Source organism: Lichenibacterium minor, assembly GCF_004137685.1.
GTDB lineage: Bacteria > Pseudomonadota > Alphaproteobacteria > Rhizobiales > Beijerinckiaceae > Lichenihabitans > Lichenihabitans minor.
Genome location: NZ_QYBB01000003.1, coordinates 129,109 through 148,851, shown reverse-complemented (window position 1 = coordinate 148,851; position 19,743 = coordinate 129,109). Strand labels below are relative to the sequence as shown.

The following is a 19,743-nucleotide window of genomic DNA, read 5'->3' as shown; positions in this document are numbered from 1 at the left end:
GGCGTGTCGCCCCGGGGAGGTCCGCCATGAACGCCCACGATCGGATTGCGACGAAGGCTCCAGCGTTTCGGTGGGACGACCCGCTCCTCCTCGACGAGCAGCTCACCGAAGAGGAGCGCATGATCCGCGACACGGCGCGGGACTACGCCCAGGACAGGCTGCAGACGCGCATCCTCGCGGCCTACCGCGACGAGGCGGTGGAGCCGGAAATCTTCGCCGAGATGGGCGCGCTGGGCCTGCTGGGCGTGACGCTGCCCGAGGATTACGGCTGCGCGGGCGCCTCCTACGTGTCCTACGGGCTCGTGGCGCGAGAGGTCGAGCGCGTGGACTCGGGCTATCGCTCGATGATGAGCGTGCAGTCTTCGCTGGTGATGTTCCCCATCTACACCTACGGCAGTGAGGCACAGCGTAAGCGCTACCTGCCGAAGCTCGCGTCGGGCGAATGGATCGGATGCTTCGGCCTGACCGAGCCCGACGCCGGCTCGGACCCGGCCGGCATGCGCACCCGCGCCCGCAAGGTCGACGGCGGCTACGTCCTGTCCGGTGCCAAGACCTGGATTTCCAACGCCCCCATCGCCGACGTCTTCGTCATCTGGGCCAAGTCCGACGCGCATGACGGCGCGATCCGCGGCTTCGTGCTGGAGAAGGGGATGAAGGGCCTGTCGGCCCCGCGCATCGCCGACAAGCTGTCGCTGCGCGCTTCCGTGACCGGCATGATCGCGATCGAGGATGTCGAGGTGCCCGAGGACGCGATCCTGCCCGACGTGTCGGGCCTCAAGGGTCCGTTCGGGTGCCTCAACCGGGCACGCTACGGCATCTCGTGGGGCGTCATGGGGGCGGCCGAGGATTGCATGCACCGTGCGCGGAGCTACACGCTGGACCGCCACCAGTTCAAGAGGCCGCTCGCCGCCACCCAGCTGATCCAGAAGAAGCTGGCCGACATGCAGACCGAGATCGCGCTCGGCCTGGAGGCGAGCCTGCGCGTCGGGCGGCTGCTGGACGAGGGGCGGATGGCGCCCGAGATGATCTCGCTGGTCAAGCGCAACAATTGCGGCAAGGCGCTCGACATCGCGCGGATGTCGCGGGACATGCACGGCGGCAACGGCATCACGGCCGAGTACCATGTCATGCGCCACAGCCAGAACCTCGAAACGGTCAACACCTACGAGGGCACCCACGACGTCCACGCGCTGATCCTCGGCCGCGCCATCACGGGCATCCAGGCCTTCGGGTAGCCGGACGCGTCGCTGTCGCGCGACCCGCCGCCACCATGAAAAAGGGCGCCGATCGCTCGGCGCCCCCCATCGATTGATCCGTCGGCTCGCGCGTCAGTAGACGCGGCGATGGACGAAGCGGTTGCGGCGATGGTAGCGCGACGCGTAATGGCCCGCCGCGCAGCCCGCGGCCGCGCCGGCCAAGCCGTGATGCGCCAGGTGACCCGCGATGCCGCCGACGATCGCCCCGGTGATGCAGCCCGCCTGGGCTTCCGACACGGACGCCGAACCCAGGGCGGTGAGCGCCGCCACGGCGATGATGATCTTACGCATGTGAACCCCCGAAACCATTGCGACCCGCGGGAAGAACGCGCCCGACCCGGAAGGGTTCGCCGCCCGTGGGCGAAAATGTGGCAGGAGGTCGCGCCGTGCTGTGACGACGATGTGACTTGTCCGACAATCCCCGGCGGCTTAGAACGGGTCAAAGCCTGGAGGACGCCATGAGTGGATCGACGAACGGGACGGCCGGTCGGCCGAAGCTGCGCTCGCAGTTGTGGTTCGACAACCCCGAGAATCCGGGCATGACGGCGCTCTACATCGAGCGCTACCTCAACTTCGGCCTGACGCCCGGCGAGCTGCGCTCCGGCAAGCCGATCATCGGCATCGCCCAGACCGGCAACGACCTGAGCCCCTGCAACCGGCACCACCTGGAGCTCGCCAAGCGCGTGCGCGACGGCATCATCGCCATGGGCGGCGTGCCGATGGAGTTCCCCGTCCACCCGATCCAGGAGACCGGCAAGCGGCCCACCGCGGCGCTCGACCGCAACCTCGCCTATCTCGGCCTCGTCGAGACGCTCTACGGCTACCCGCTCGACGGCGTGGTGCTGACCACCGGCTGCGACAAGACCACCCCGGCCTGCATCATGGCGGCCGCCACCGTGAACATCCCCGCCATCGTGCTGTGCGGCGGGCCGATGCTCAACGGCTGGCACAACGGCGAGCGCACCGGCTCGGGCACCATCGTGTGGAAGAGCCGCGAGGAGATGGCGGCGGGCCATATCGACTACGAGGAGTTCATGGAGATCGTGACCTCCTCGGCCCCGTCGGTCGGCCATTGCAACACCATGGGCACGGCGTCCACCATGAACGCGCTGGCGGAAGCCCTCGGCATGACGCTGCCGGGCTGCGCCGCGATCCCCGCGCCCTACCGCGAGCGCGGCCAGATCGCCTACGAGACCGGCCGGCGCTGCGTCGAGATGGTGTGGGAGGACCTGAAGCCGTCCGACATTATCACCCGTGAAGCGATCGAGAACGCCATCGTGGTCAACTCGGCCATCGGCGGGTCCACCAACGCCACCATCCACATCAACGCCATCGCGCGCCACGCCGGCGTGCCGCTGGACATCTTCGATTGGGAAACGATCGGCCACAAGGTGCCGCTGCTGGTGAACATGCAGCCGGCCGGCAAGTACCTCGGCGAGGAGTTCCACCGCGCCGGCGGCGTGCCGGCCGTGGTCTACGAGTTGATGAAGCGCGGCCTGGTGCACGAGGGCGCCATCACGGCCAACGGCAAGCCGTTCGGGCCCAACAATTCCAAGATCGCGTCGCGGGACCACGACGTCATCACGCCGATCGAGACGCCGATGCGCGAGGAGGCCGGCTTCATCGTGCTGCGCGGCAACCTGTTCGACAACGCCATCATGAAGACCAGCGTGATCTCGCCGGAATTCGCCGAGCGCTACCTGTCGAACCCGTCCGACCCCGGCGCCTTCGAGGGCCGCGCCATCGTGTTCGAGGGGCCGGAGGACTACCACCACCGCATCGACGACCCGGCGCTCGAGATCGACGAGCACTGCCTCCTGTTCATCCGCGGCACGGGGCCGATCGGCTATCCGGGCGGCGCCGAGGTGGTCAATATGCAGCCGCCGGCCGCGCTCATCAAACGGGGCATCCATTCTCTGCCCTGCATCGGCGATGGGCGGCAGTCGGGCACCTCCGCCTCGCCGTCGATCCTGAACGCGTCGCCCGAGGCGGCGGCGGGCGGCGGGCTCGCGATCCTGCAGACCGGGGACCGCGTGCGCATCGACCTGCACAAGCGCTCGGCCGACATGCTGCTGTCTGTCGAGGAGCTGAACGCGCGCCGTGCGGCGCTGCAGGGGCAGGGCGGGTTCCAGTTCGCCGGCAACCAGACGCCCTGGCAGGAGATCCAGCGCGCCATGGTCGACCAGTTCGACGAGGGCATGGTGCTGAAGCCGGCGGTGAAGTACCAGCGCGTCGCCCAGACCATGGGCGTGCCGCGCGACAACCACTGAGCGGGCCGGGGACGGCGGCCGACGGGGCCGCCGTCGAACGGGAACGAGGGCGGTCAGGAGCGGTCCTGCGGCACGCCGTCAGGCTGCCGTTGCGGAGCCATGCCCGCCATCGCCTTGAAATTCTGCGGATCGACGACGGCCGTCGCATCCCGATGGCCGGATGCCGGGGTGCTCGCCGCGGTCCGTGCGCGATCGCCCGGCACCGACGAGGTCGTCGTCGATGTCGAGCGATGCGGGTTCGTCAGTTCTGAACGGCTTCCGGCTTCGGGCCGCCACGCGACACGCCGACCTTGGCGGGCCGCAGCACGCGGTCGCCGATGACGTAGCCGGTCTCCACCTGCTGCACCACGGTGCCGGAGGGCACGGACTCGTCCGGCATCTCGAACAGGGCCTCGTGGCGGTTCGGGTCGAAGCGGGAGCCCACCGTCTCGATCGGCTGCACCTTGAACCGCGCCATGCGGGACAGGAGGTCCCGCTCCGTCAGCTCGATGCCCTGGATGAACGACTGCAGGGCGGGGGACGCGTCCGCCTTGGCGTCGGCGGGCACGCTCGCCACCGCGCGCTGCAGGTTGTCGACGGCCGACACCATCTCGCGCGCGAAGGAGGTCACGCCGTAGCTCTTGGCGTCCGCCACCTCGCGCTCGGTGCGGCGGCGCAGGTTCTCCATCTCGGCCATGGTGCGCAGCACCCTGTCCTTCAACGACGCGACTTCGGCTTGCAGCGCTTCGACGGCGGCGTTCGCGTCGGACCGGGGAGCGGCGGCTTCCGCGGCGGAAGCCTCTTCGCGCGCCGCATCCTCGGCTTCGGGTGCCGTCCCCTCGGGATTGAAGGTATCGGCGGGGTCGGTCATCATGCTGTCTCCAAGCGGTCGCGGTGCGGCCCCGATATCGGGGCCGCGGAAACGGAAATCAAGCGCCGGCGCCGGTCGGCGCGGCCCCGCCGGCGCGGTCGCTGGCGCGCTCGAACGTGTCGCCGAGCACGCGCCGGATCACCTCCTGGCGCGACGGGTCGGTGATCTTGGCGCCCGTGAGGTCGGACACGTAGAAGCTGTCGACGGCCTTTTCGCCGAAGGTCGCCACATGGGCCGACGCGATGTTGAGGCTCAGGCCCGCCAGGGCGCGGGTGAGGTCGTAGAGCAGGCCAGGGCGGTCGACGCCGCTCACCTGCAGCACGGTGTGGCGGCGCGAAGCGGCGTTGTCGACGATGATCTTGGGATGCAGCTCGAAGGCCGAGCGGCCCTTCGGCGACGCGTCCTTGGCGGCCACCATCTCGCCCATGCGGATCTGCCCCCGCAGGGCGCGCTCGATGCCCGACGCGATGCGGCCGGCCCGGCGCAGCTCGTCGGCGTCCTGGTCGAAGGCGCGCGACACGCTGACGGTGTCGAGCGCCAGCCCGTCCTTCGTGGTGTAGATGTGGGCGTCCACGATGTTGGCGCCCCCGCTGGCGCAGGCGCCCGCGATGATCGACAGCAGCCGCGGGTGGTCCGGCGCCACGATGGTCAGTTCGGTGATGGATCGGAACTTGTCGGTGGCGACGTCGCTGGCGAAGCCCTTCTCCTGCTGCCACAGCGTGCGGATCAGGCGCGCGTCGCGCACCCGGTTGGCGAGGCCGGTGCGCAGCCAGTAGGGGGCGTAGTGGCGCGCCACATAGGCGCGGAACTCGTCGTCGGGAAACTCGGGCAGGGCGGGGCGGAGCTGGTCCTGCGCGGCCAGAACCCGCGTGTTGCGGTCGAAGTCCGGGCTGTCGCCGCTGAGCAGCGTTTCGGTTTCGGTGTAGAGCGTGCGCAGGAGCTGGCCCTTCCACCCGTTCCAAACGCCGGGGCCCACCGCCTTGATGTCGCAGATGGTGAGGATCATCAGGCATTTGAGCTGTTCGGGCGTCGACGCCACGCCGGCGAAGGTTTCGATCGTGCGGCGGTCGTTGAGGTCGCGGCTCTGCGCGGTGTTGGACATGTCGAGGTGGTGCTCGACGAGCCAGACGGTCAGCTCCGTTTCCTCGTCCGACAGGCCGAAGCGCGGCGCCAATCCCCGCGCCAGGGCGGCGCCGGCCACCGAATGGTCCTCCTGCCTGCCCTTGGCGACATCGTGCAGGAACACCGCGAGGTAGAGCGCGCTGCGCCCCGCGACCGTCGGCATCAGCTCGTTGGCGAGCGGGTGGGCCTCGCGCGAGCGGCCGGCGTCGATCTCCGCCAGGATGCCGACGGCCCGCAGCAGGTGCTCGTCCACCGTGTAATGGTGGTACATGTTGAACTGCATCAGCGCCACGATGCGCCCGAACTCGGGGATGAACCGCCCCAGCACGCCCGCCTCGTTCATGCGGCGCAGCGCCGTTTCCGGGGCGCGGCGCGAGGTGAGGATGTCCATGAAGAGGCGGTTGGCCTCGGGATCCTCCCGCAGCGCCCGGTCGACCCGGCGCAGCGACAGCGTGACGAGCCGCGTCGCGTCCGGATGGATCGGCAGGTCGTAGACGTCCGCGACCGCGAAGAGGCGGATGAGGTTCACGGGGTCGTGCTCGAACACGTCGCGGCGCGTCACCGTGATGCGGTCGAACTCGACGCGGAAGTCGCTCGTGCCCGCGATGGTGCGGGTGCGGCGCTTCAAGCCCTGGACGATGCGGTCGAGGGTGGCAGGCGGGGGGGCTTCGCGCTCCTCGATGGCGGCGCAGACGATGGCGGTGAGGTCGCCGACGTTCTTCGCCACCAGGAAATAATGCTTCATGAAGCGCTCGACGCCGCTGAGGCTCGGCCCGGTGCCGTAGCCGAGGCGGGCCGCGATGCGGCGCTGGTAGTCGAAGGACAGGCGCTCCTCGGCGCGGCCCGAGACGACGTGGAGCTCGCAGCGCACGCGCCACAGGAACTCCTCGCAGCGCCAGAACAGCCGGAACTCCTTGGCGGTGAACAGGCCCGCCCCCACCAGGGCCTCGGGATTGTCGACGCGGTAGGCGTATTTGGCGATCCAGAACAGCGTGTTGAGGTCGCGCAGCCCCCCCTTGCCCTCCTTGACGTTGGGTTCCACGAGGTAGCGCGACGCGCCCGCGCGGCTGATGCGGGTTTCGCGCTCGGCCATCTTGGCGGCGACGAACTCGCGCGCCGTCCTGGCCTGGACGTCGCGGTCGAAGCGCGTCGCGAGGTCGCGGAACAGGGCGGCGTCGCCCAGGATGAAGCGGGCCTCCAGCAGCGCCGTGCGGATCGTCATGTCGGCCTTGGCCTGGCGCACGCATTCGTCGACCGACCGCGTGGAATGGCCGACCTTCTGGCGCAGGTCCCACAGCACGTAGAGCATGGCCTCGACCACGCTCTCCCCCCAGGGCGTCTGCTTGTAGGGAAGCAGGAACAGGAGGTCGATGTCGGAGCCCGGCGCCAGCGTGGCGCGGCCGTAGCCGCCCACCGCCACCACGCAGAGCCGCTCCGCCGTGGACGGCCGGTCGAGCGGATACACGTAGCGCACCACGTAGTCGTAGAGCGAGCGGATGATCTCGTCCTGCAGCGCGGCGAGGCGCGATGCACAGCGGAGCCCGCCGTGGTCGGTGGCGAAGTCCCCCAGGATCGCCGCGCGGCCGTCGCCCAGCGCCGCGCGGAAGCGGTCCACCACGGCGCGGCGGAAGGCGGCGTCGTCGGGGTGGTCGGCGCGGAGCCTGGCGATGTCGGCGTCGAGGAGCGGGCGGTCGAGGGCGGCGACGTCGGGGGCCGGGACGGCTTCGGGGCTTTGCTGGTCGAGGCTCATCGTCCGTGCTTATCCCACCTCGGGAGGTGGCCCAAAGTCCTGTTTTGCGGGGGCCGCTTCCGGGGCGCCCCCGCCGAACGGCTCGCGCTTCGGGCTGCGGCGCGAAGCCGTCACTTCATCGGCATGTCCATCGGCATGGAGCCCGGCGCCCGGGCCCCCCCCGGCCCGCGGGCGCCGATCGACTCCACCGCGAAGCTGATGGCGACCGGTCCGGCGCGCTCGAACACCAGCGTGCCGGTGAACCGTTCGCCCACCTTCAGGGGCCGCTTCAACCCTTCCAGCATGAGGTGGTCGCCGTTGGGGGTGAGGGCGACGGCGCCGTGGGCGGGCACCACGATGCCGCCGGAGAGCGGGCGCATCCGCATCACGCCGTCCGTCATCGCCATGCTGTGCGGGCTCGCGCGGTCGGCCACCTCGGCGGTCGCCGAAACGAGGCGGTCCGGCACCGCGCCGGCGTTGTCGATCGTCAGGTAACCCGCCGCCACCGTCGCGCCGCCCGGCGTCGCCCGGGACCAGGGCTGCACCACGGTGATGGCGCCGGCCTGGAACGCCGGCTCCGCCGCGGCCGGGGCCGCGGCGGCGAGCAGCGCCACCAGGGCTGCGGTGAAGGCTGGTGTCGTCCGCATGGGTCGCTCGTCCTGCTTGGCGCCGCGGCTGGGCGGTCCCGGCCGATCCTGTTGGAGCCGCGGCCATCCCGCAAGCCGGCGGGGCGAGTTCTGTGCCCGCCGTCACCCCTGGCCGGCGGCGTCGGACCGAGCCGCCCCGCGGTTCCGGAGGGCGGATCGGGCGCCCCCCGATTGTGGCGGCGGCGGTCCGGCGCGCGGGTGCCTCCCGCCGTGGGGCCCGGCCCAAGGGGCGATGCGTCGCGCGACGGGGACGGGCCGGTTCGCGGCGCCGCAAGGCGGTGATCCCGGTTATCAACAGCCTGTTTACGATAACTGTGGAATGATTTGTTAACCATAAGGGCTGCGCAGAAATTCGGTAACGCTGCCAACGGTTTACGATGAAAGCCCGGATTCAACCCTTCGAGATCGCCATTGACCTCCGGGAATCGGCGCCGGCCCGAAGTTGCACGAGCGGCGCTGCACGAATGTCGCATGTCAACAACGGCCGGGGGTTATCCCGTTGGAATCGCGGCCGTTAGGGACTGTGGCGGGAGGCGGGCCGTTTCCCGGAATCGGACAGGTGCGGGGCGGCGCGACCGTTTCGTGACAGGAGTCGGTTGCCTGCCCCAGGGGCGGGATGTAGCTTGAATTCACGGCCGCGGCGCCGCCTTCCAGCCCGCCCCGGCAGACTTCTCAGAATCGCGACGCGGCCCGCCGTGGTCCATGGCTTCGGTCATGACTCGGTTGAACTGCCGTCCCGGTCAGCAATGTTGGAGATTTCGACCCGCGTTCGCATTTGATTCAATGAATATTGCTAGAGTCCGATCGATCATTGGAAGCCCGAGGCCGGGCGCTCTATGGTGACTCACAAGAAAAGCGCATGGCGTCGAGGGGCGGGCCATCCGGGATGCTCCATCCCGGTGCGATGACGCCGACACCCTGAGCACGCCGCGCCGTCGTCCGCCCTGCCTTCGGAAGGCCACTCGAAGGCAGGGCGGACGACGGCGACCAGAGAACGGCCGGAACCCCCGCGGGGAGCCCGGCGACACACGACTTTTCGGTCTGAGATGCGGCACACATCCCACGCCAGAAAGAACACCATTCATCATGACAGCGCGAAACGATGCCACCCGCTTCGTGGATTCCGACGACAGCTCCGTCACCGTCGCTTCGCTCCAGCCGTCCCGTGGGATCGTGAGGGGGCAGAGCGTCACCCCCCGCACCGAACAATGGTCCAACGCTTGCCGCCGCCTGCGCGCCGAACTCGGTGAAGCGGTGTTCAGCGCCTGGTTCGCCCGCCTCGACCTCGACCGCATCGAGGATGACACGGCCTATCTGTCGGTGCCGACCAACTTTCTGAAGACCTGGATTCAGTCGCATTACGTCGACAAGCTGTGTTCCACGCTGGCCGCCGAGGCGCCCGAGGTGAAGCGCTGCGTGGTGAGCCTGCGCTCGTCGGGGCGCGCCGCCGCCCCGAAGGCCCCGGCCGTGGTCGAGGAAGCCGTCGCCGAAGCGAAGCCGGGCTCGCCCCGCGCCGTCGCCCAGGCCAAGTGGGAGCCGAACGCCAAGGCGTCCGGCGCTGGCCAGGCCGGCGCCCCCGCCGACGCGCTCAGCGGTTCGCCGCTGGACCGGCGCCTGACCTACGACAACTTCGTCGTGGGCCGGTCGAACCAGCTCGCCTATGCGGCCGCGCAGCGCATCGCCGAGGCGGCGCCGGGCACGCCGCCGCTCTATAGCCCGCTCTACATCCACGCGGCGGTGGGCCTGGGCAAGACGCATCTCCTCCAGGCCACCGCCCACGCGGTGACGGAAGCGGGGCGGCGCGTGATCTACCTCACGGCCGAGCGGTTCATGTACGGCTTCGTGGCGGCCTTGAAGGCGCAGACCTCCATCGCCTTCAAGGAGAAGCTGCGCGCCATCGACGTGCTGATCATCGACGACGTGCAGTTCCTGCAGGGCAAGGCGACGCAGACCGAGTTCTGCCACACCTTGAACGCGCTGATCGACGACGGCCGGCAGGTCATCGTGGCGGCGGACCGCCCGCCGTCCGACCTCGAAGCGCTCGACGAGCGGGTGCGGTCGCGCCTGGCCGGCGGCCTGTGCGTCGAGATGGAAACGCTCGACGAGGCGCTGCGGGTGAAGATCCTGGAGAACCGCGTCGTGGCGGCCCGGGCGCTGCACCCGGGCTTCGCCCTGACCCCGGCGGTGACGGGCTACGTGGCCCGCGCCATCGCCACCAACGGTCGCGACCTCGACGGCGCCGTGAACCGGCTGATGGCGCATGCCACGCTGTCGGGCACGGCCCACACGGTCGAAACCGCGGAAGCGGCGATCCGCGACCTCGTCCGGACGCGCGAACCCAAGCGCGTCAAGATCGAGGACATCCAGAAGCTCGTCGCCAACCATTACAACGTCAGCCGCGCCGACATCCTGTCGTCGCGCCGGACCGCCGTGGTGGTGCGCCCCCGCCAGATCGCCATGTACCTGTCGAAGGCCCTGACGCTGCGCTCGCTGCCCGAAATCGGCCGCCGCTTCGGGGGGCGCGACCACACGACGGTGCTCCACGCCGTCCGCAAGATCGAGGCGCTGAGCGGCAAGGAGGCGACGCTGGCCGAAGAACTGGAGCTCCTGAAGCGCCTGCTGCAGGACTGACCCGGTCGCGGCTCGGGCGGAAGCGCCCGGGCGGCGGGCTCGACCCGCGCCAGATCGGGCGTGCAAACGGGCGCGGGGTTGTGTAGGGGACGGGCGTGACGGGAAGCGCCACCGAGGCTGTCGCATCCCCGTCCCGACCCGCGAGACCGGCCACCTCGGCACGGCCGCTCTAGCCGAGGAGTCCCATGCGCCCCTTCGTTTCGCTCGCCCGCGCCGGCCTTGTCGCGGCCCTGCTGCTCGGCGCGGCGCCAGCCTTCGCCCAGTCCTGCGGCAACGACGCGTCGGGCTTCCCGGCCTGGCTCGACGCGTTCAAGCAGGAAGCGGCATCGCAGGGCATCGCCCCCCGGGTCATCTCCGAAGCGCTCGACGGCGTCACCTACGACCGCAACACCATCCAGCACGACCGCGGCCAGGGCGTCTTCCACCAGACCTTCGAGCAGTTTTCGAACCGCATGGTGCCGCCGCGGGTGAAGCCGGGCGCCGCCCGCGTGCGCCAATACGCCGGCCTGCTGGGGCGCATCGAGGCCCAGTACGGCGTCCCGGGTCCGGTGCTCATGGCGATCTGGAGCCTCGAAACCGACTTCGGCGTCAACATCGGCAAGTTCGACACGATCCGTTCGCTCGCCACGCTGGCCTACGACTGCCGTCGCTCGGACAAGTTCCACGCGGAACTGCTCGACGCGCTCCGCATCGTCCAGCGCGGCGACCTGAACCCCGCCACGATGCGCGGCGCCTGGGCGGGCGAGATCGGGCAAACGCAGTTCATGCCGTCCTCCTACATTAAATACGCGGTCGACTTCGACGGCAGCGGCCGCCGCGACCTCCTCCACAGCGTGCCGGACGTGCTGGCCTCCACGGCCAAGTACCTGCAGGCCTACGGCTGGCAGCGCGGCCAGGGCTGGGAGCCCGGGGAGCCGAATTTCCCGGTGATCCAGCAGTGGAACGCGAGCTCGGTCTATTCCAAGACCATCGCGGCGCTGGCGACCCGCATCGACGAGGCCAGCAAGTAAGGACCCAGCCCCGGGCGTCACGCCCGGTGGTACGGATGGCCGGTCAGGATCGTCGCGGCGCGGTAGACCTGCTCGGCCAGCACCACCCTCACCAGCTGGTGTGGCATGGTGGCGGCGCCGAAGCTCACCACTTCCCGCGCGCCCGACCTGAAACCCTCGTCGAACCCGTCCGGGCCCCCCACCGCGAAGGCGAGCGCGGGCGCCCCGCCGTCGATGATCCTGCCGACCCGCCCCGCGAAGGCGGGGCTCGTCAGCGAGGCCCCGCGCTCGTCGAGCGCGATGACGACGGCCCCGGCCGGGAGCCGGGCCACGAGGGCCGCCGCTTCCTCGCGCCGGCGCTCGTCGGCCGAGCGGCCCCGCCCTTCGTCGACCTCGATCAGGTCGAGGCTGGAAACGCCGAGGGCCCGCGCGGTCGCGCGGGCCCTCGAAACATAGCGGTCGAGCAGTTCCCGCTCGGGGCCGGCCTTCATGCGGCCGACGGCCGCGAGGACGAGCCTCACGGCGCGCCGTCAGCCGGCGTGGCCTTCCTCCGGCCGCAGGCCGCCCCACATCTTTTCCAGGTTGTAGAACTGGCGCACTTCCGGGCGGAAGATGTGGATGATGGCGTCGCCGGCGTCCACCAGCACCCAGTCGCAGTTGCTCAGGCCCTCGACGCGCGTCGAGGTGCCGGCGGATTTGCACTGGCGGAGGAGGCGGTCGGCGATGGCGCTGACGTGCGTGGTCGAGCGGCCGCTCGCCACCACCATCGTGTCGGCGATGGAGGTCTTGCCCCTGAGATCGATCGCCACGACGTCCTCGGCTTTGGCATCGTCGAGACTGTCGAGTATCGTCCGGACCAGAGGATCGGTCCCGGACAGGTCGTTCGGGGCCGAGGGAAGCGGCTGGGCCGCGGTCGCGAGCTGGGTCGAGTTCAGTGGATCTGTCCCGTTTGAACGGATGGTGCACGGCTGTGCGATACGAAGATGCGGTAATGTTCCGCACGATTCAATGCGCAGACGGCTGCCCGTGACGATTCTTTCGCCCGACAGGGTTCTCCGGCGCGCCGCATGCTGAGGTGGGCCGTCCGCGCCGCGATCCTGGCGGCCCTGCTGGGCGCGGCGGCGTTGGCGCTGCAGAGCGCGATCCGCCCCGTGTCGACGCTGATGCTGGCACGCTGGGCGCTGGGCCAACCCGTCGACCGCCGCTGGGTGCCGCTGTCCGCCGTGTCGCCGAAGCTCGTCGCCTCCGTGATCCTGTCCGAAGACGGGCAGTTCTGCCGCGAACACGGGGTCGATTTCGGCGCCCTGCGCGAGGTGATCGGCGACGGCGACGGCGCGCCCTCGCGGGGCGCCTCCACGCTGACCATGCAGGTGGCGAAGAACCTGTTCCTGTGGCCGGGGCGGTCCTACCTCCGCAAAGCGCTGGAGATCCCGCTGGCGATCCTGCTCGACGGCCTTTGGGGCAAGCGCAAGGTGCTGGAAGCCTATCTCAACGTCGCCGAATGGGGCGACGGGGTCTACGGCATCGAGGCGGCGGCGCAGCGCGATTTCCGCGTGCCGGCCGCGGCCCTCACGGCGCGGCAGGCCGCGCTGCTGGCCACCGCGCTGCCGAACCCGGTGCTGCGCAGCGTCGTCCAGCCGTCGCGCCGGCACCGGCAGCTGGCGCGGCGCATCCTCGACATGCAGCCCATCGCGGGCCCGCATGTGGCCTGCGTCGAGTGACCGGGGTCCCGCCGCGGCGACGCGTCCCGCGGGGCCTCGGTTCCGGCCCCGCGGGGCCTTCCGGTCCCCTCAGATCCAGCCCATCAGCTCGCGCCGGACGATCGATTCGATGACGCGGATGCCGCCCGGGCTGTCGTTCAGGCATTCGATGCGGGCGAACTTCTCGCCGCCGCCGTGGTGGAAATATTCGGCGTTCTCGCCGCCGATCTCCTCGATGGTTTCCAGGCAGTCGGCCGAGAAGCCCGGCGTCACGACGGCGAGACGCTTCACCCCCTTGGCGGCGAGGCCCTTGATGGTCTCGTCCGTGTAGGGCTGCAGCCATTCGGCGCTGCCGAAGCGCGACTGGAAGGTCAGCATGAACTTTTCGGCGCTCAGGCCGAGCTTTTCGCGGATCAGCCGCGCCGTCTTGGCGCACTGGCAATGGTAAGGGTCGCCCTTGAGGAGGTATTCCTTCGGCACGCCGTGGAACGACGCGATGATCACCTCGGGCTCGAAGTCGAGCTTCGACAGGGCTTCGCCGATCGAGTCCGCCACCGCGGCGATGTAGTCGGGGTCGTCGGCGTAGGGCGGGGCCACCCGCAGCGCCGGCTGCCAGCGCATCTGCATCAGCGCCTCGAAGGCCTTGTCGCAGGCCGTGGCGGAGGTCGCGGCGGCGTATTGAGGATACAGCGGCACCAGCAGGATGCGGTCGCAGCCCTCCGCCTGCAGCCGCTCCAGCGCCGACTTCACCGACGGGTTCCCGTAGCGCATGCCCCAGTCGACCCGCACGTCGACCCCCTCGGGGCCGAGCAGGCCGGCCGCGACCGACGCCTGCAGCTTCTCGGTCTGCGAGCGGGTGATCGTCTTCAGCGGGCTTTCGTCGCGCTCGCGGTTCCAGATCGTGTCGTAGTCCTTGCCCTTCTTGCCGGGGCGGACCGTGAGGATGATGCCGTTGAGGATGACCCACCACAGGGCGCGGTTCACCTCGATGACCCGGCGGTCCCACAGGAACTCCTTCAGGTAGCGCCGCATCGACCAATAGTCCGTCGCATCCGGCGTGCCGAGGTTGGTGAGCAGCACGCCGATGCGGCGCGGCTTCACGGCCGGGTGGCCGGGCGGCAGGGGACCCGTCGCGGCATAAAGCTTGGCGAGGGGATCGATGCGGGTCTGGACGTTCATCGAACCTCTGTTTCTCCGACGGGCCACAGGGCGTGGAAGTGGTGGACCGGGCCGTGCCCGCCCCCCACGTCGAGGCTCGCGCCGTCCGCGATGGCGCCCGTGAGATAGTTCTTGGCGGCGTCCACCGCATCGGCCAGCGCGAGGCCGCGCGCCAGATAGCAGGCGATGGCGGAGGACAGGGTGCAGCCGGTGCCGTGCGTGTTCGCCGTGGCGATCCGCCGCGCGTGGAAGAAGCGGATCTCGCGCCCCTCGACGAGCAGGTCGACCGCGTCGGCTCCCCCGAGATGGCCGCCCTTGACCAGCACGGCGCGGGCGCCCCGCGCCATCAGGCCCTGGGCGGCGGCCCGCATGGCGTCCTCGTCGTCCGGCACCGGCAGGCCCGACAGGCGCGCCGCCTCGGGCAGGTTCGGCGTGATCACCGTGGCCAGCGGCAGGAGGTGCTCGACCAGCGCGTCGACCACGTCGGGCGCCCCCAGGCTGTCGCCGCTCGTCGCCACCAGCACGGGGTCGAGCACGACCGGCAGGCCGGGACGCGCGGCGAGGCATCGCGCCACCGCCCGCACCATGTCGCCCGTCGCCAGCATGCCGATCTTCACGGCGTCGACCCGCACGTCGGCGAAGACGGCGTCGAGTTCGGCCGTCAGGAACTCCGGCGGCGGCACGTGCACGGCGGAAACGCCGCGGGTGTTCTGCGCCGTCAGCGCCGTCAGGGCCGCCATGCCGTAGCAGCCCAGCGCCGAGAAGGTCTTCAGGTCGGCCTGGATGCCGGCCCCGCCGCTCGGGTCCGAGCCCGCGATGGAGAGGAGGTTGGGGATCATGGGGATGTGACTACCACCACGGCCGAGGCCCGGAAACCCTGGCGGGGCGGCGCGCCGCGCCGGGACGGATCGGCACCGGCCGTTGCGTCGGGGCGTGGAAGGTGATCACCTCGTCCGAAAAGCCCGGGGTGGGGGGACACACGATGGCGGATCCGCGGCTGCGCTGCCTTCAAGCGATCGAGCGCAAGGTGTTGTGGCTCGCGACCTGGACCATCCACGCCGCCAACCACCTGCGCGACGGCGACGGCGTCAAGGTGGGCGGCCACCAGGCCTCCTCGGCCTCGCTCGCCACGATCATGACGGCGCTCTACGGCGCCGTGCTGCGCCCGGAGGACCGGGTGGCGGTGAAGCCCCACGCGTCGCCGAACTTCCACGCCCTGCAATACCTGTTCGGCCTCCAGACCCGCGACAAGCTGGAAACCTTTCGCGGCTTCAAGGGCGCCCAGTCCTACCCAAGCCGCACCAAGGACGTCGACGACGTCGACTTCTCGACCGGCTCGGTCGGCCTGGGCGTGGCGCAGACGCTCTTCGCGTCGCTGGTGCAGGACTACGTCCGCGCCAAGCCCTGGGCGGCCCCGCGCCCGACCGGCCGCATGGTGGCCCTGCTCGGCGACGGCGAGATGGACGAGGGCAACATCTTCGAAGCGCTGCTGGAAGGCTGGAAACACGGCCTGCGGAACTGCTGGTGGGTGATCGACTACAACCGGCAGAGCCTCGACGCGGTGATCCGCGAAGGCCTGTGGGAGCGCTTCGAATCCATCTTCTCCAACTTCGGCTGGGACGTGGTGGTGCTGAAATACGGCACGCTGCTGGAAGCGGCCTTCGCCGAACCCGGCGGCGAAGCGCTGCGCCGCTGGATCGACACCTGCCCGAACGGCCTTTACTCCGCGCTGTGCTTCCAGGGCGGCGCGGCGTGGCGCCGGCGCCTCACGGACCAGATCGGGGATGGGGGCGACGTGTCGCGCCTCATCGCCGCCCGCGACGACGACGACCTCGCGCGGCTGATGACCAACCTCGCCGGCCACGACCTGCCGACGCTGCTCGACGCCTTCGAGGCGCGAAGCTCCGACGAGCGCCCGGCGTGCTTCATCGCCTATACGATCAAGGGGTTCGGCCTGCCGCTCGCCGGCCACAAGGACAACCATGCCGGGCTGATGACGCCGAAGCAGACCGAGCTGTTCCAGGCCCGCATGGGCGTGCGGCCGGGGCACGAATGGGACCCCTTCGAGGGCGCCGGCGTGCCCGAAGCGGAGCTCCGCGCCTTTCTCGACGCGGTGCCCTTCGCGCGCGGCGGGCGGCGGCGGCTGGAAGCGGAGCGCGTGCCCGTCCCGGCGGCGCTGCCCTACAACGCGGCCCCGACGATGTCGACGCAGGCGGGCTTCGGCAACATCCTGTCCGACCTCGCGCGCTCGGGCGAGCCCATCGCCGACCGGATCGTGACGACCTCGCCCGACGTGACCGTGTCGACCAACCTCAGCGGCTTCGTCAACCGGCGCGGGCTCTTCGCCAAGGCCGACATGGCGGACACGTTCAGATCCGAGCGCATCCCTTCCACGGCCACCTGGGAGTTCTCGCCGAAGGGCCAGCACCTGGAACTCGGCATCGCCGAATCCAACCTGTTCACCTGCCTGTCGGCGCTGGGCCTGTCGCATTCGCTGTTCGGCGAGCGGCTGATCCCCATCGGCACGCTCTACGACCCGTTCATCTACCGGGGCGCCGACGCGCTGAACTACGCCTGCTACCAGGACGCCCGCTTCATCCTGGTGGCGACGCCGTCCGGCGTGACGCTGGCGCCGGAAGGCGGCGCGCATCAATCCATCGGCACGCCGCTCGTCGGCCTGGCGCAGGACGGTCTGTCCTCCTTCGAGCCCGCCTTCGTCGACGAACTCGCCGCCATCCTGCGCTGGAGCTTCGACTACGTGCAGCGCGACGGCGAAGGCGACCCCGACGAGCGTGACTGGCTGCGCGACGAGACGGGCGGCTCGGTCTACCTCCGCCTGTCGACCCGTCCCGTCGAGCAGATCCGCCGGACGATGGCACCGGAGCTCGCGCGCGACGTCGTGTCGGGCGGCTACTGGCTCCGGGCGCCGGGCCCCAACGCCCGCGCCGTCATCGCCTACCAGGGGGCGGTGGCGCCCGACGCCATCGCGGCGGCGGGGCTGCTGGCCGAGGACTTCCGCGACATCGGCGTGCTGGCGGTGACCTCGGCCGACCGGCTGAACTCCGGCTGGCAGGCGGCCGAGCGGGCGCGCCAGCGGGGCAACGCCCACGCCTTGTCCCACGTCGAGCGGCTGCTGGCGCCGCTGTCGCGCGACTGCGGCCTCGTGACGGTCATCGACGGGCATCCGGCGACCCTGGCCTGGCTCGGCGGGGTGATGGGGCACCGCGTGAAGGCGCTCGGCGTCGAGCATTTCGGCCAGACCGGCACGGTGGCGGACCTGTACCGCCACCACGGCATCGACGCCAACGCCATCGCGCATGCCGCGCAGGCGGCGGCGAAGGGCCGGCCGGCGCGCTACCTGGACGCGCTGCCCGAGGGGCGCTGAGGGGCGCCCTGCCGCTCGCCGCACGGGGGCCGGCGGCCCGGGCACAGGACGACATCGGCGAGCCACCGTCGATGTCGGCTGGTATAGGATGCCTCGTCCGGGGCTCCGCCCTGCAACCCGCCAAAGGGCGCGCCCTTTGCGATCCCGTCCGAGGACGCCGCCATGTTCGAAGCCCGCTTCCAATCCTTCGAGGACAGCGCCGACCCGAGCCAGGGCCCGGCCCGCCTCGCAGCGCTGCGCGCCGAACTCGCGCGCCGCGGCCTCGACGGCTTCGTGGTGCCCCGCGCCGACGAGCACCAGAACGAATACGTGCCCCCCGCGGCCGAGCGCCTCGCCTGGCTCACCGGCTTCACCGGCTCGGCCGGCACCGCGGCCGTGCTGATGGACGAGGCCGCCGTCTTCGTCGACGGGCGCTACACCGTCCAGGTCCGCGGGCAGATCGACACGCAGGCCTTCTCCCCCCAGCCGCTGGTCGACCATCCGCCCGAAGCCTGGCTCGGCGAACGGCTGCGCGACGGGCAGCGGATCGGCTTCGACCCCTGGCTGCACACGCCCGCGCAGGTGGAACGCCTCGCCCGCGCCGCCGCGGGGGCGGGGGCGACGCTCGTGCCGGTCGACGGCAACCCGATCGACGCCGTGTGGCACGACCGCCCCGCCGCCCCCAAGGGCGCCGTGTCGCTCCACCCCGAGCACCTCGCCGGGCAGGACCGCGCCGCCAAGGTGGCCGCCGTCCGCGATGCGCTGCGCGACGGTGAAACGCTGCTGGTCAGCGACCCCCACGCCGTCGCCTGGCTGTTCAACATGCGGGGCGCCGACGTGAGCCACACGCCGCTGCCGATGAGCTACGCGCTGGTGCCGAAGGCGGGCCGGCCGATCCTCTATGTCGACGGCGCCAAGCTGTCGAACCGCGTCCGCGACGTCCTGGAAGGCTCGGCCGAGGTCGCCGACCCCGCCGGCCTCGTCGCCGCCCTCGACGCCCTGGGCCGCGAAGGCCGGCGCCTGCGGTTCGACGCCGCCACGGTGCCGCACCGCCTCGTGGAAGCCTTGAAGGCCGCCGGCGGCGACGCCGAGGTCGGCGCCGACCCGATCGCGCTGATGAAGGCCGCGAAGAGCGACGCCGAGCGCCAGGGCTCGCGCGATGCCCACCGCCGCGACGCCGCCGCGGTCGCGCGCTTCCTCCACTGGTTCGAGCGCGAAGCGCCCACGGGAACCCTGACCGAGATTTCCTGCTGCGCGGCGCTCGAAACCTTCCGCCGCGACACCGGGGCGTTGAAGGACGTGTCCTTTCCCACCATCGCGGGCTTCGGCCCGCACGCCGCCATCCCCCACTACCGCGTCTCTGCGGCGTCGAACCTCGCCGTGGGGCCCGGCGTGTTCCTCATCGACAGCGGCGGGCAATACGAGGACGGCACGACCGACATCACCCGCACGCTCTGCGTCGGCCCGCCCGAACCCGCCTTCGTCGACGGCTTCACGCGCGTGCTGAAGGGGCACATCGCCATCGCGCGCGCGGTGTTCCCGCCCGGCACCACGGGCGCGCAGCTCGACCCCTTCGCGCGCGAGCACCTGTGGCGGGCGGGGCTCGACTTCGACCACGGCACCGGCCACGGCGTCGGCTCCTACCTGTCGGTGCACGAGGGGCCGCAGCGCATCGCCAAGACCGGCACGACCCCGCTCGCCGAGGGCATGATCCTGTCGAACGAGCCGGGGCTCTACCGCGCGGGCGCCTGGGGCATCCGCATCGAAAACCTGATCCTCGTCGAGCCCCGCCCGATCGAGGGCGGCGAGCGGCCCATGCTGGGCTTCGAAACGCTGACCTTCGCGCCCATCCAGCGCGATCTCGTCGCCCGCCACCTGCTCACGCCCGACGAGGAGCTTTGGATCGACGAGTACCATGCACGGGTGCGCGAGATCGTCGGGCCGCTCGTCGAGCCGGACGTCCGCGCTTGGCTCGACGGCGCGACGCGGCCGCTGCGGGACGGGTGAAGGATCCCCGGCCGGATCAC

At 71.0% G+C, this 19,743-nt stretch carries 15 protein-coding genes; 7 read left to right on the top strand and 8 right to left on the bottom strand.

The window, feature by feature from the left end:
- Window positions 1-26: 26 nt before the first annotated feature.
- Window positions 27-1,235 (top strand): acyl-CoA dehydrogenase, encoded by a 1,209-nt coding sequence (locus D3273_RS04810; RefSeq protein ID WP_129224036.1) that lies wholly within the window; start codon window positions 27-29, stop codon window positions 1,233-1,235.
- Between the two features lie 93 nt (window positions 1,236-1,328).
- Here D3273_RS04810 and D3273_RS04805 read toward each other — a convergent pair whose 3' ends face one another.
- Window positions 1,329-1,547, bottom strand: a complete 219-nt coding sequence (locus D3273_RS04805; protein ID WP_129224034.1) for a hypothetical protein — start codon at window positions 1,545-1,547, stop codon at window positions 1,329-1,331.
- Between the two features lie 167 nt (window positions 1,548-1,714).
- Here D3273_RS04805 and D3273_RS04800 point away from each other — a divergent pair, with 167 nt between their 5' ends.
- Window positions 1,715-3,526, top strand: coding sequence for an IlvD/Edd family dehydratase (locus tag D3273_RS04800; protein WP_129224032.1), 1,812 nt, complete (start codon window positions 1,715-1,717; stop codon window positions 3,524-3,526).
- A gap of 241 nt (window positions 3,527-3,767) precedes the next feature.
- On the opposite strand, the gene grpE is transcribed toward D3273_RS04800, so the two are convergent.
- The 3 genes from grpE to D3273_RS04785 form a co-directional block, all read right to left on the bottom strand.
- Window positions 3,768-4,376, bottom strand: coding sequence for a nucleotide exchange factor GrpE (gene grpE, locus D3273_RS04795; RefSeq protein WP_129224030.1), 609 nt, complete (start codon window positions 4,374-4,376; stop codon window positions 3,768-3,770).
- A gap of 58 nt (window positions 4,377-4,434) precedes the next feature.
- Entirely contained in the window at window positions 4,435-7,248 is a 2,814-nt protein-coding gene (locus D3273_RS04790; protein ID WP_129224028.1) for a [protein-PII] uridylyltransferase, read from the bottom strand.
- A 110-nt stretch (window positions 7,249-7,358) separates the two neighbouring features.
- Window positions 7,359-7,874 (bottom strand): copper chaperone PCu(A)C, encoded by a 516-nt coding sequence (locus tag D3273_RS04785; RefSeq protein ID WP_129224027.1) that lies wholly within the window; start codon window positions 7,872-7,874, stop codon window positions 7,359-7,361.
- Window positions 7,875-8,960: 1,086 nt separating this feature from the next.
- Between D3273_RS04785 and dnaA the strand changes: the two genes are divergently transcribed.
- Window positions 8,961-10,505, top strand: a complete 1,545-nt coding sequence (dnaA, locus tag D3273_RS04780) for a chromosomal replication initiator protein DnaA (RefSeq protein WP_129224025.1) — start codon at window positions 8,961-8,963, stop codon at window positions 10,503-10,505.
- 185 nt (window positions 10,506-10,690) lie between these two features.
- Window positions 10,691-11,515 (top strand): lytic murein transglycosylase, encoded by an 825-nt coding sequence (locus tag D3273_RS04775; protein ID WP_129224024.1) that lies wholly within the window; start codon window positions 10,691-10,693, stop codon window positions 11,513-11,515.
- Between the two features lie 17 nt (window positions 11,516-11,532).
- Here the strand turns inward: D3273_RS04775 and rlmH are convergent, their stop codons facing one another.
- Together rlmH and rsfS are read right to left on the bottom strand one after the other, a co-directional pair.
- On the bottom strand, window positions 11,533-12,015 hold the full coding sequence (gene rlmH / locus D3273_RS04770) for a 23S rRNA (pseudouridine(1915)-N(3))-methyltransferase RlmH (protein ID WP_129224022.1): 483 nt from the start codon (window positions 12,013-12,015) through the stop codon (window positions 11,533-11,535).
- 9 nt (window positions 12,016-12,024) lie between these two features.
- Entirely contained in the window at window positions 12,025-12,372 is a 348-nt protein-coding gene (gene rsfS / locus D3273_RS04765) for a ribosome silencing factor (RefSeq protein ID WP_245501002.1), read from the bottom strand.
- A gap of 189 nt (window positions 12,373-12,561) precedes the next feature.
- Between rsfS and D3273_RS04760 the strand changes: the two genes are divergently transcribed.
- Window positions 12,562-13,215 carry a transglycosylase domain-containing protein gene (locus tag D3273_RS04760; protein ID WP_129224020.1) on the top strand — a complete coding sequence of 218 codons (654 nt, stop codon included), beginning with the start codon at window positions 12,562-12,564 and terminating at the stop codon, window positions 13,213-13,215.
- Between the two features lie 69 nt (window positions 13,216-13,284).
- Here the strand turns inward: D3273_RS04760 and hemH are convergent, their stop codons facing one another.
- A complete protein-coding gene (gene hemH, locus D3273_RS04755; protein ID WP_129224018.1) occupies window positions 13,285-14,373 on the bottom strand; it encodes a ferrochelatase in 1,089 nt (362 codons plus the stop codon).
- Window positions 14,370-15,191, bottom strand: a complete 822-nt coding sequence (gene thiD, locus D3273_RS04750; protein ID WP_129224016.1) for a bifunctional hydroxymethylpyrimidine kinase/phosphomethylpyrimidine kinase — start codon at window positions 15,189-15,191, stop codon at window positions 14,370-14,372. The genes hemH and thiD overlap by 4 nt, the downstream gene beginning before the upstream one ends.
- Before the next feature lie 143 nt (window positions 15,192-15,334).
- Between thiD and D3273_RS04745 the strand changes: the two genes are divergently transcribed.
- Together D3273_RS04745 and D3273_RS04740 are read left to right on the top strand one after the other, a co-directional pair.
- Window positions 15,335-17,737, top strand: coding sequence for a transketolase (locus D3273_RS04745; RefSeq protein ID WP_129224014.1), 2,403 nt, complete (start codon window positions 15,335-15,337; stop codon window positions 17,735-17,737).
- A 162-nt stretch (window positions 17,738-17,899) separates the two neighbouring features.
- A complete protein-coding gene (locus D3273_RS04740; RefSeq protein ID WP_129224012.1) occupies window positions 17,900-19,723 on the top strand; it encodes an aminopeptidase P family protein in 1,824 nt (607 codons plus the stop codon).
- Window positions 19,724-19,743: the final 20 nt, after the last annotated feature.

What these genes read in the sequence shown, in the direction of transcription:
- D3273_RS04810 (WP_129224036.1), top strand. Translation starts at nt 27, where the DNA reads ATGAACGCCCACGATCGGATTGCGACGAAGGCTCCAGCGTTTCGGTGG.
- D3273_RS04805 (WP_129224034.1), bottom strand. Translation starts at nt 1,547, where the DNA reads ATGCGTAAGATCATCATCGCCGTGGCGGCGCTCACCGCCCTGGGTTCG.
- D3273_RS04800 (WP_129224032.1), top strand. Translation starts at nt 1,715, where the DNA reads ATGAGTGGATCGACGAACGGGACGGCCGGTCGGCCGAAGCTGCGCTCG.
- grpE (WP_129224030.1), bottom strand. Translation starts at nt 4,376, where the DNA reads ATGACCGACCCCGCCGATACCTTCAATCCCGAGGGGACGGCACCCGAA.
- D3273_RS04790 (WP_129224028.1), bottom strand. Translation starts at nt 7,248, where the DNA reads ATGAGCCTCGACCAGCAAAGCCCCGAAGCCGTCCCGGCCCCCGACGTC.
- D3273_RS04785 (WP_129224027.1), bottom strand. Translation starts at nt 7,874, where the DNA reads ATGCGGACGACACCAGCCTTCACCGCAGCCCTGGTGGCGCTGCTCGCC.
- dnaA (WP_129224025.1), top strand. Translation starts at nt 8,961, where the DNA reads ATGACAGCGCGAAACGATGCCACCCGCTTCGTGGATTCCGACGACAGC.
- D3273_RS04775 (WP_129224024.1), top strand. Translation starts at nt 10,691, where the DNA reads ATGCGCCCCTTCGTTTCGCTCGCCCGCGCCGGCCTTGTCGCGGCCCTG.
- D3273_RS04760 (WP_129224020.1), top strand. Translation starts at nt 12,562, where the DNA reads ATGCTGAGGTGGGCCGTCCGCGCCGCGATCCTGGCGGCCCTGCTGGGC.
- hemH (WP_129224018.1), bottom strand. Translation starts at nt 14,373, where the DNA reads ATGAACGTCCAGACCCGCATCGATCCCCTCGCCAAGCTTTATGCCGCG.
- thiD (WP_129224016.1), bottom strand. Translation starts at nt 15,191, where the DNA reads ATGATCCCCAACCTCCTCTCCATCGCGGGCTCGGACCCGAGCGGCGGG.
- D3273_RS04745 (WP_129224014.1), top strand. Translation starts at nt 15,335, where the DNA reads ATGGCGGATCCGCGGCTGCGCTGCCTTCAAGCGATCGAGCGCAAGGTG.
- D3273_RS04740 (WP_129224012.1), top strand. Translation starts at nt 17,900, where the DNA reads ATGTTCGAAGCCCGCTTCCAATCCTTCGAGGACAGCGCCGACCCGAGC.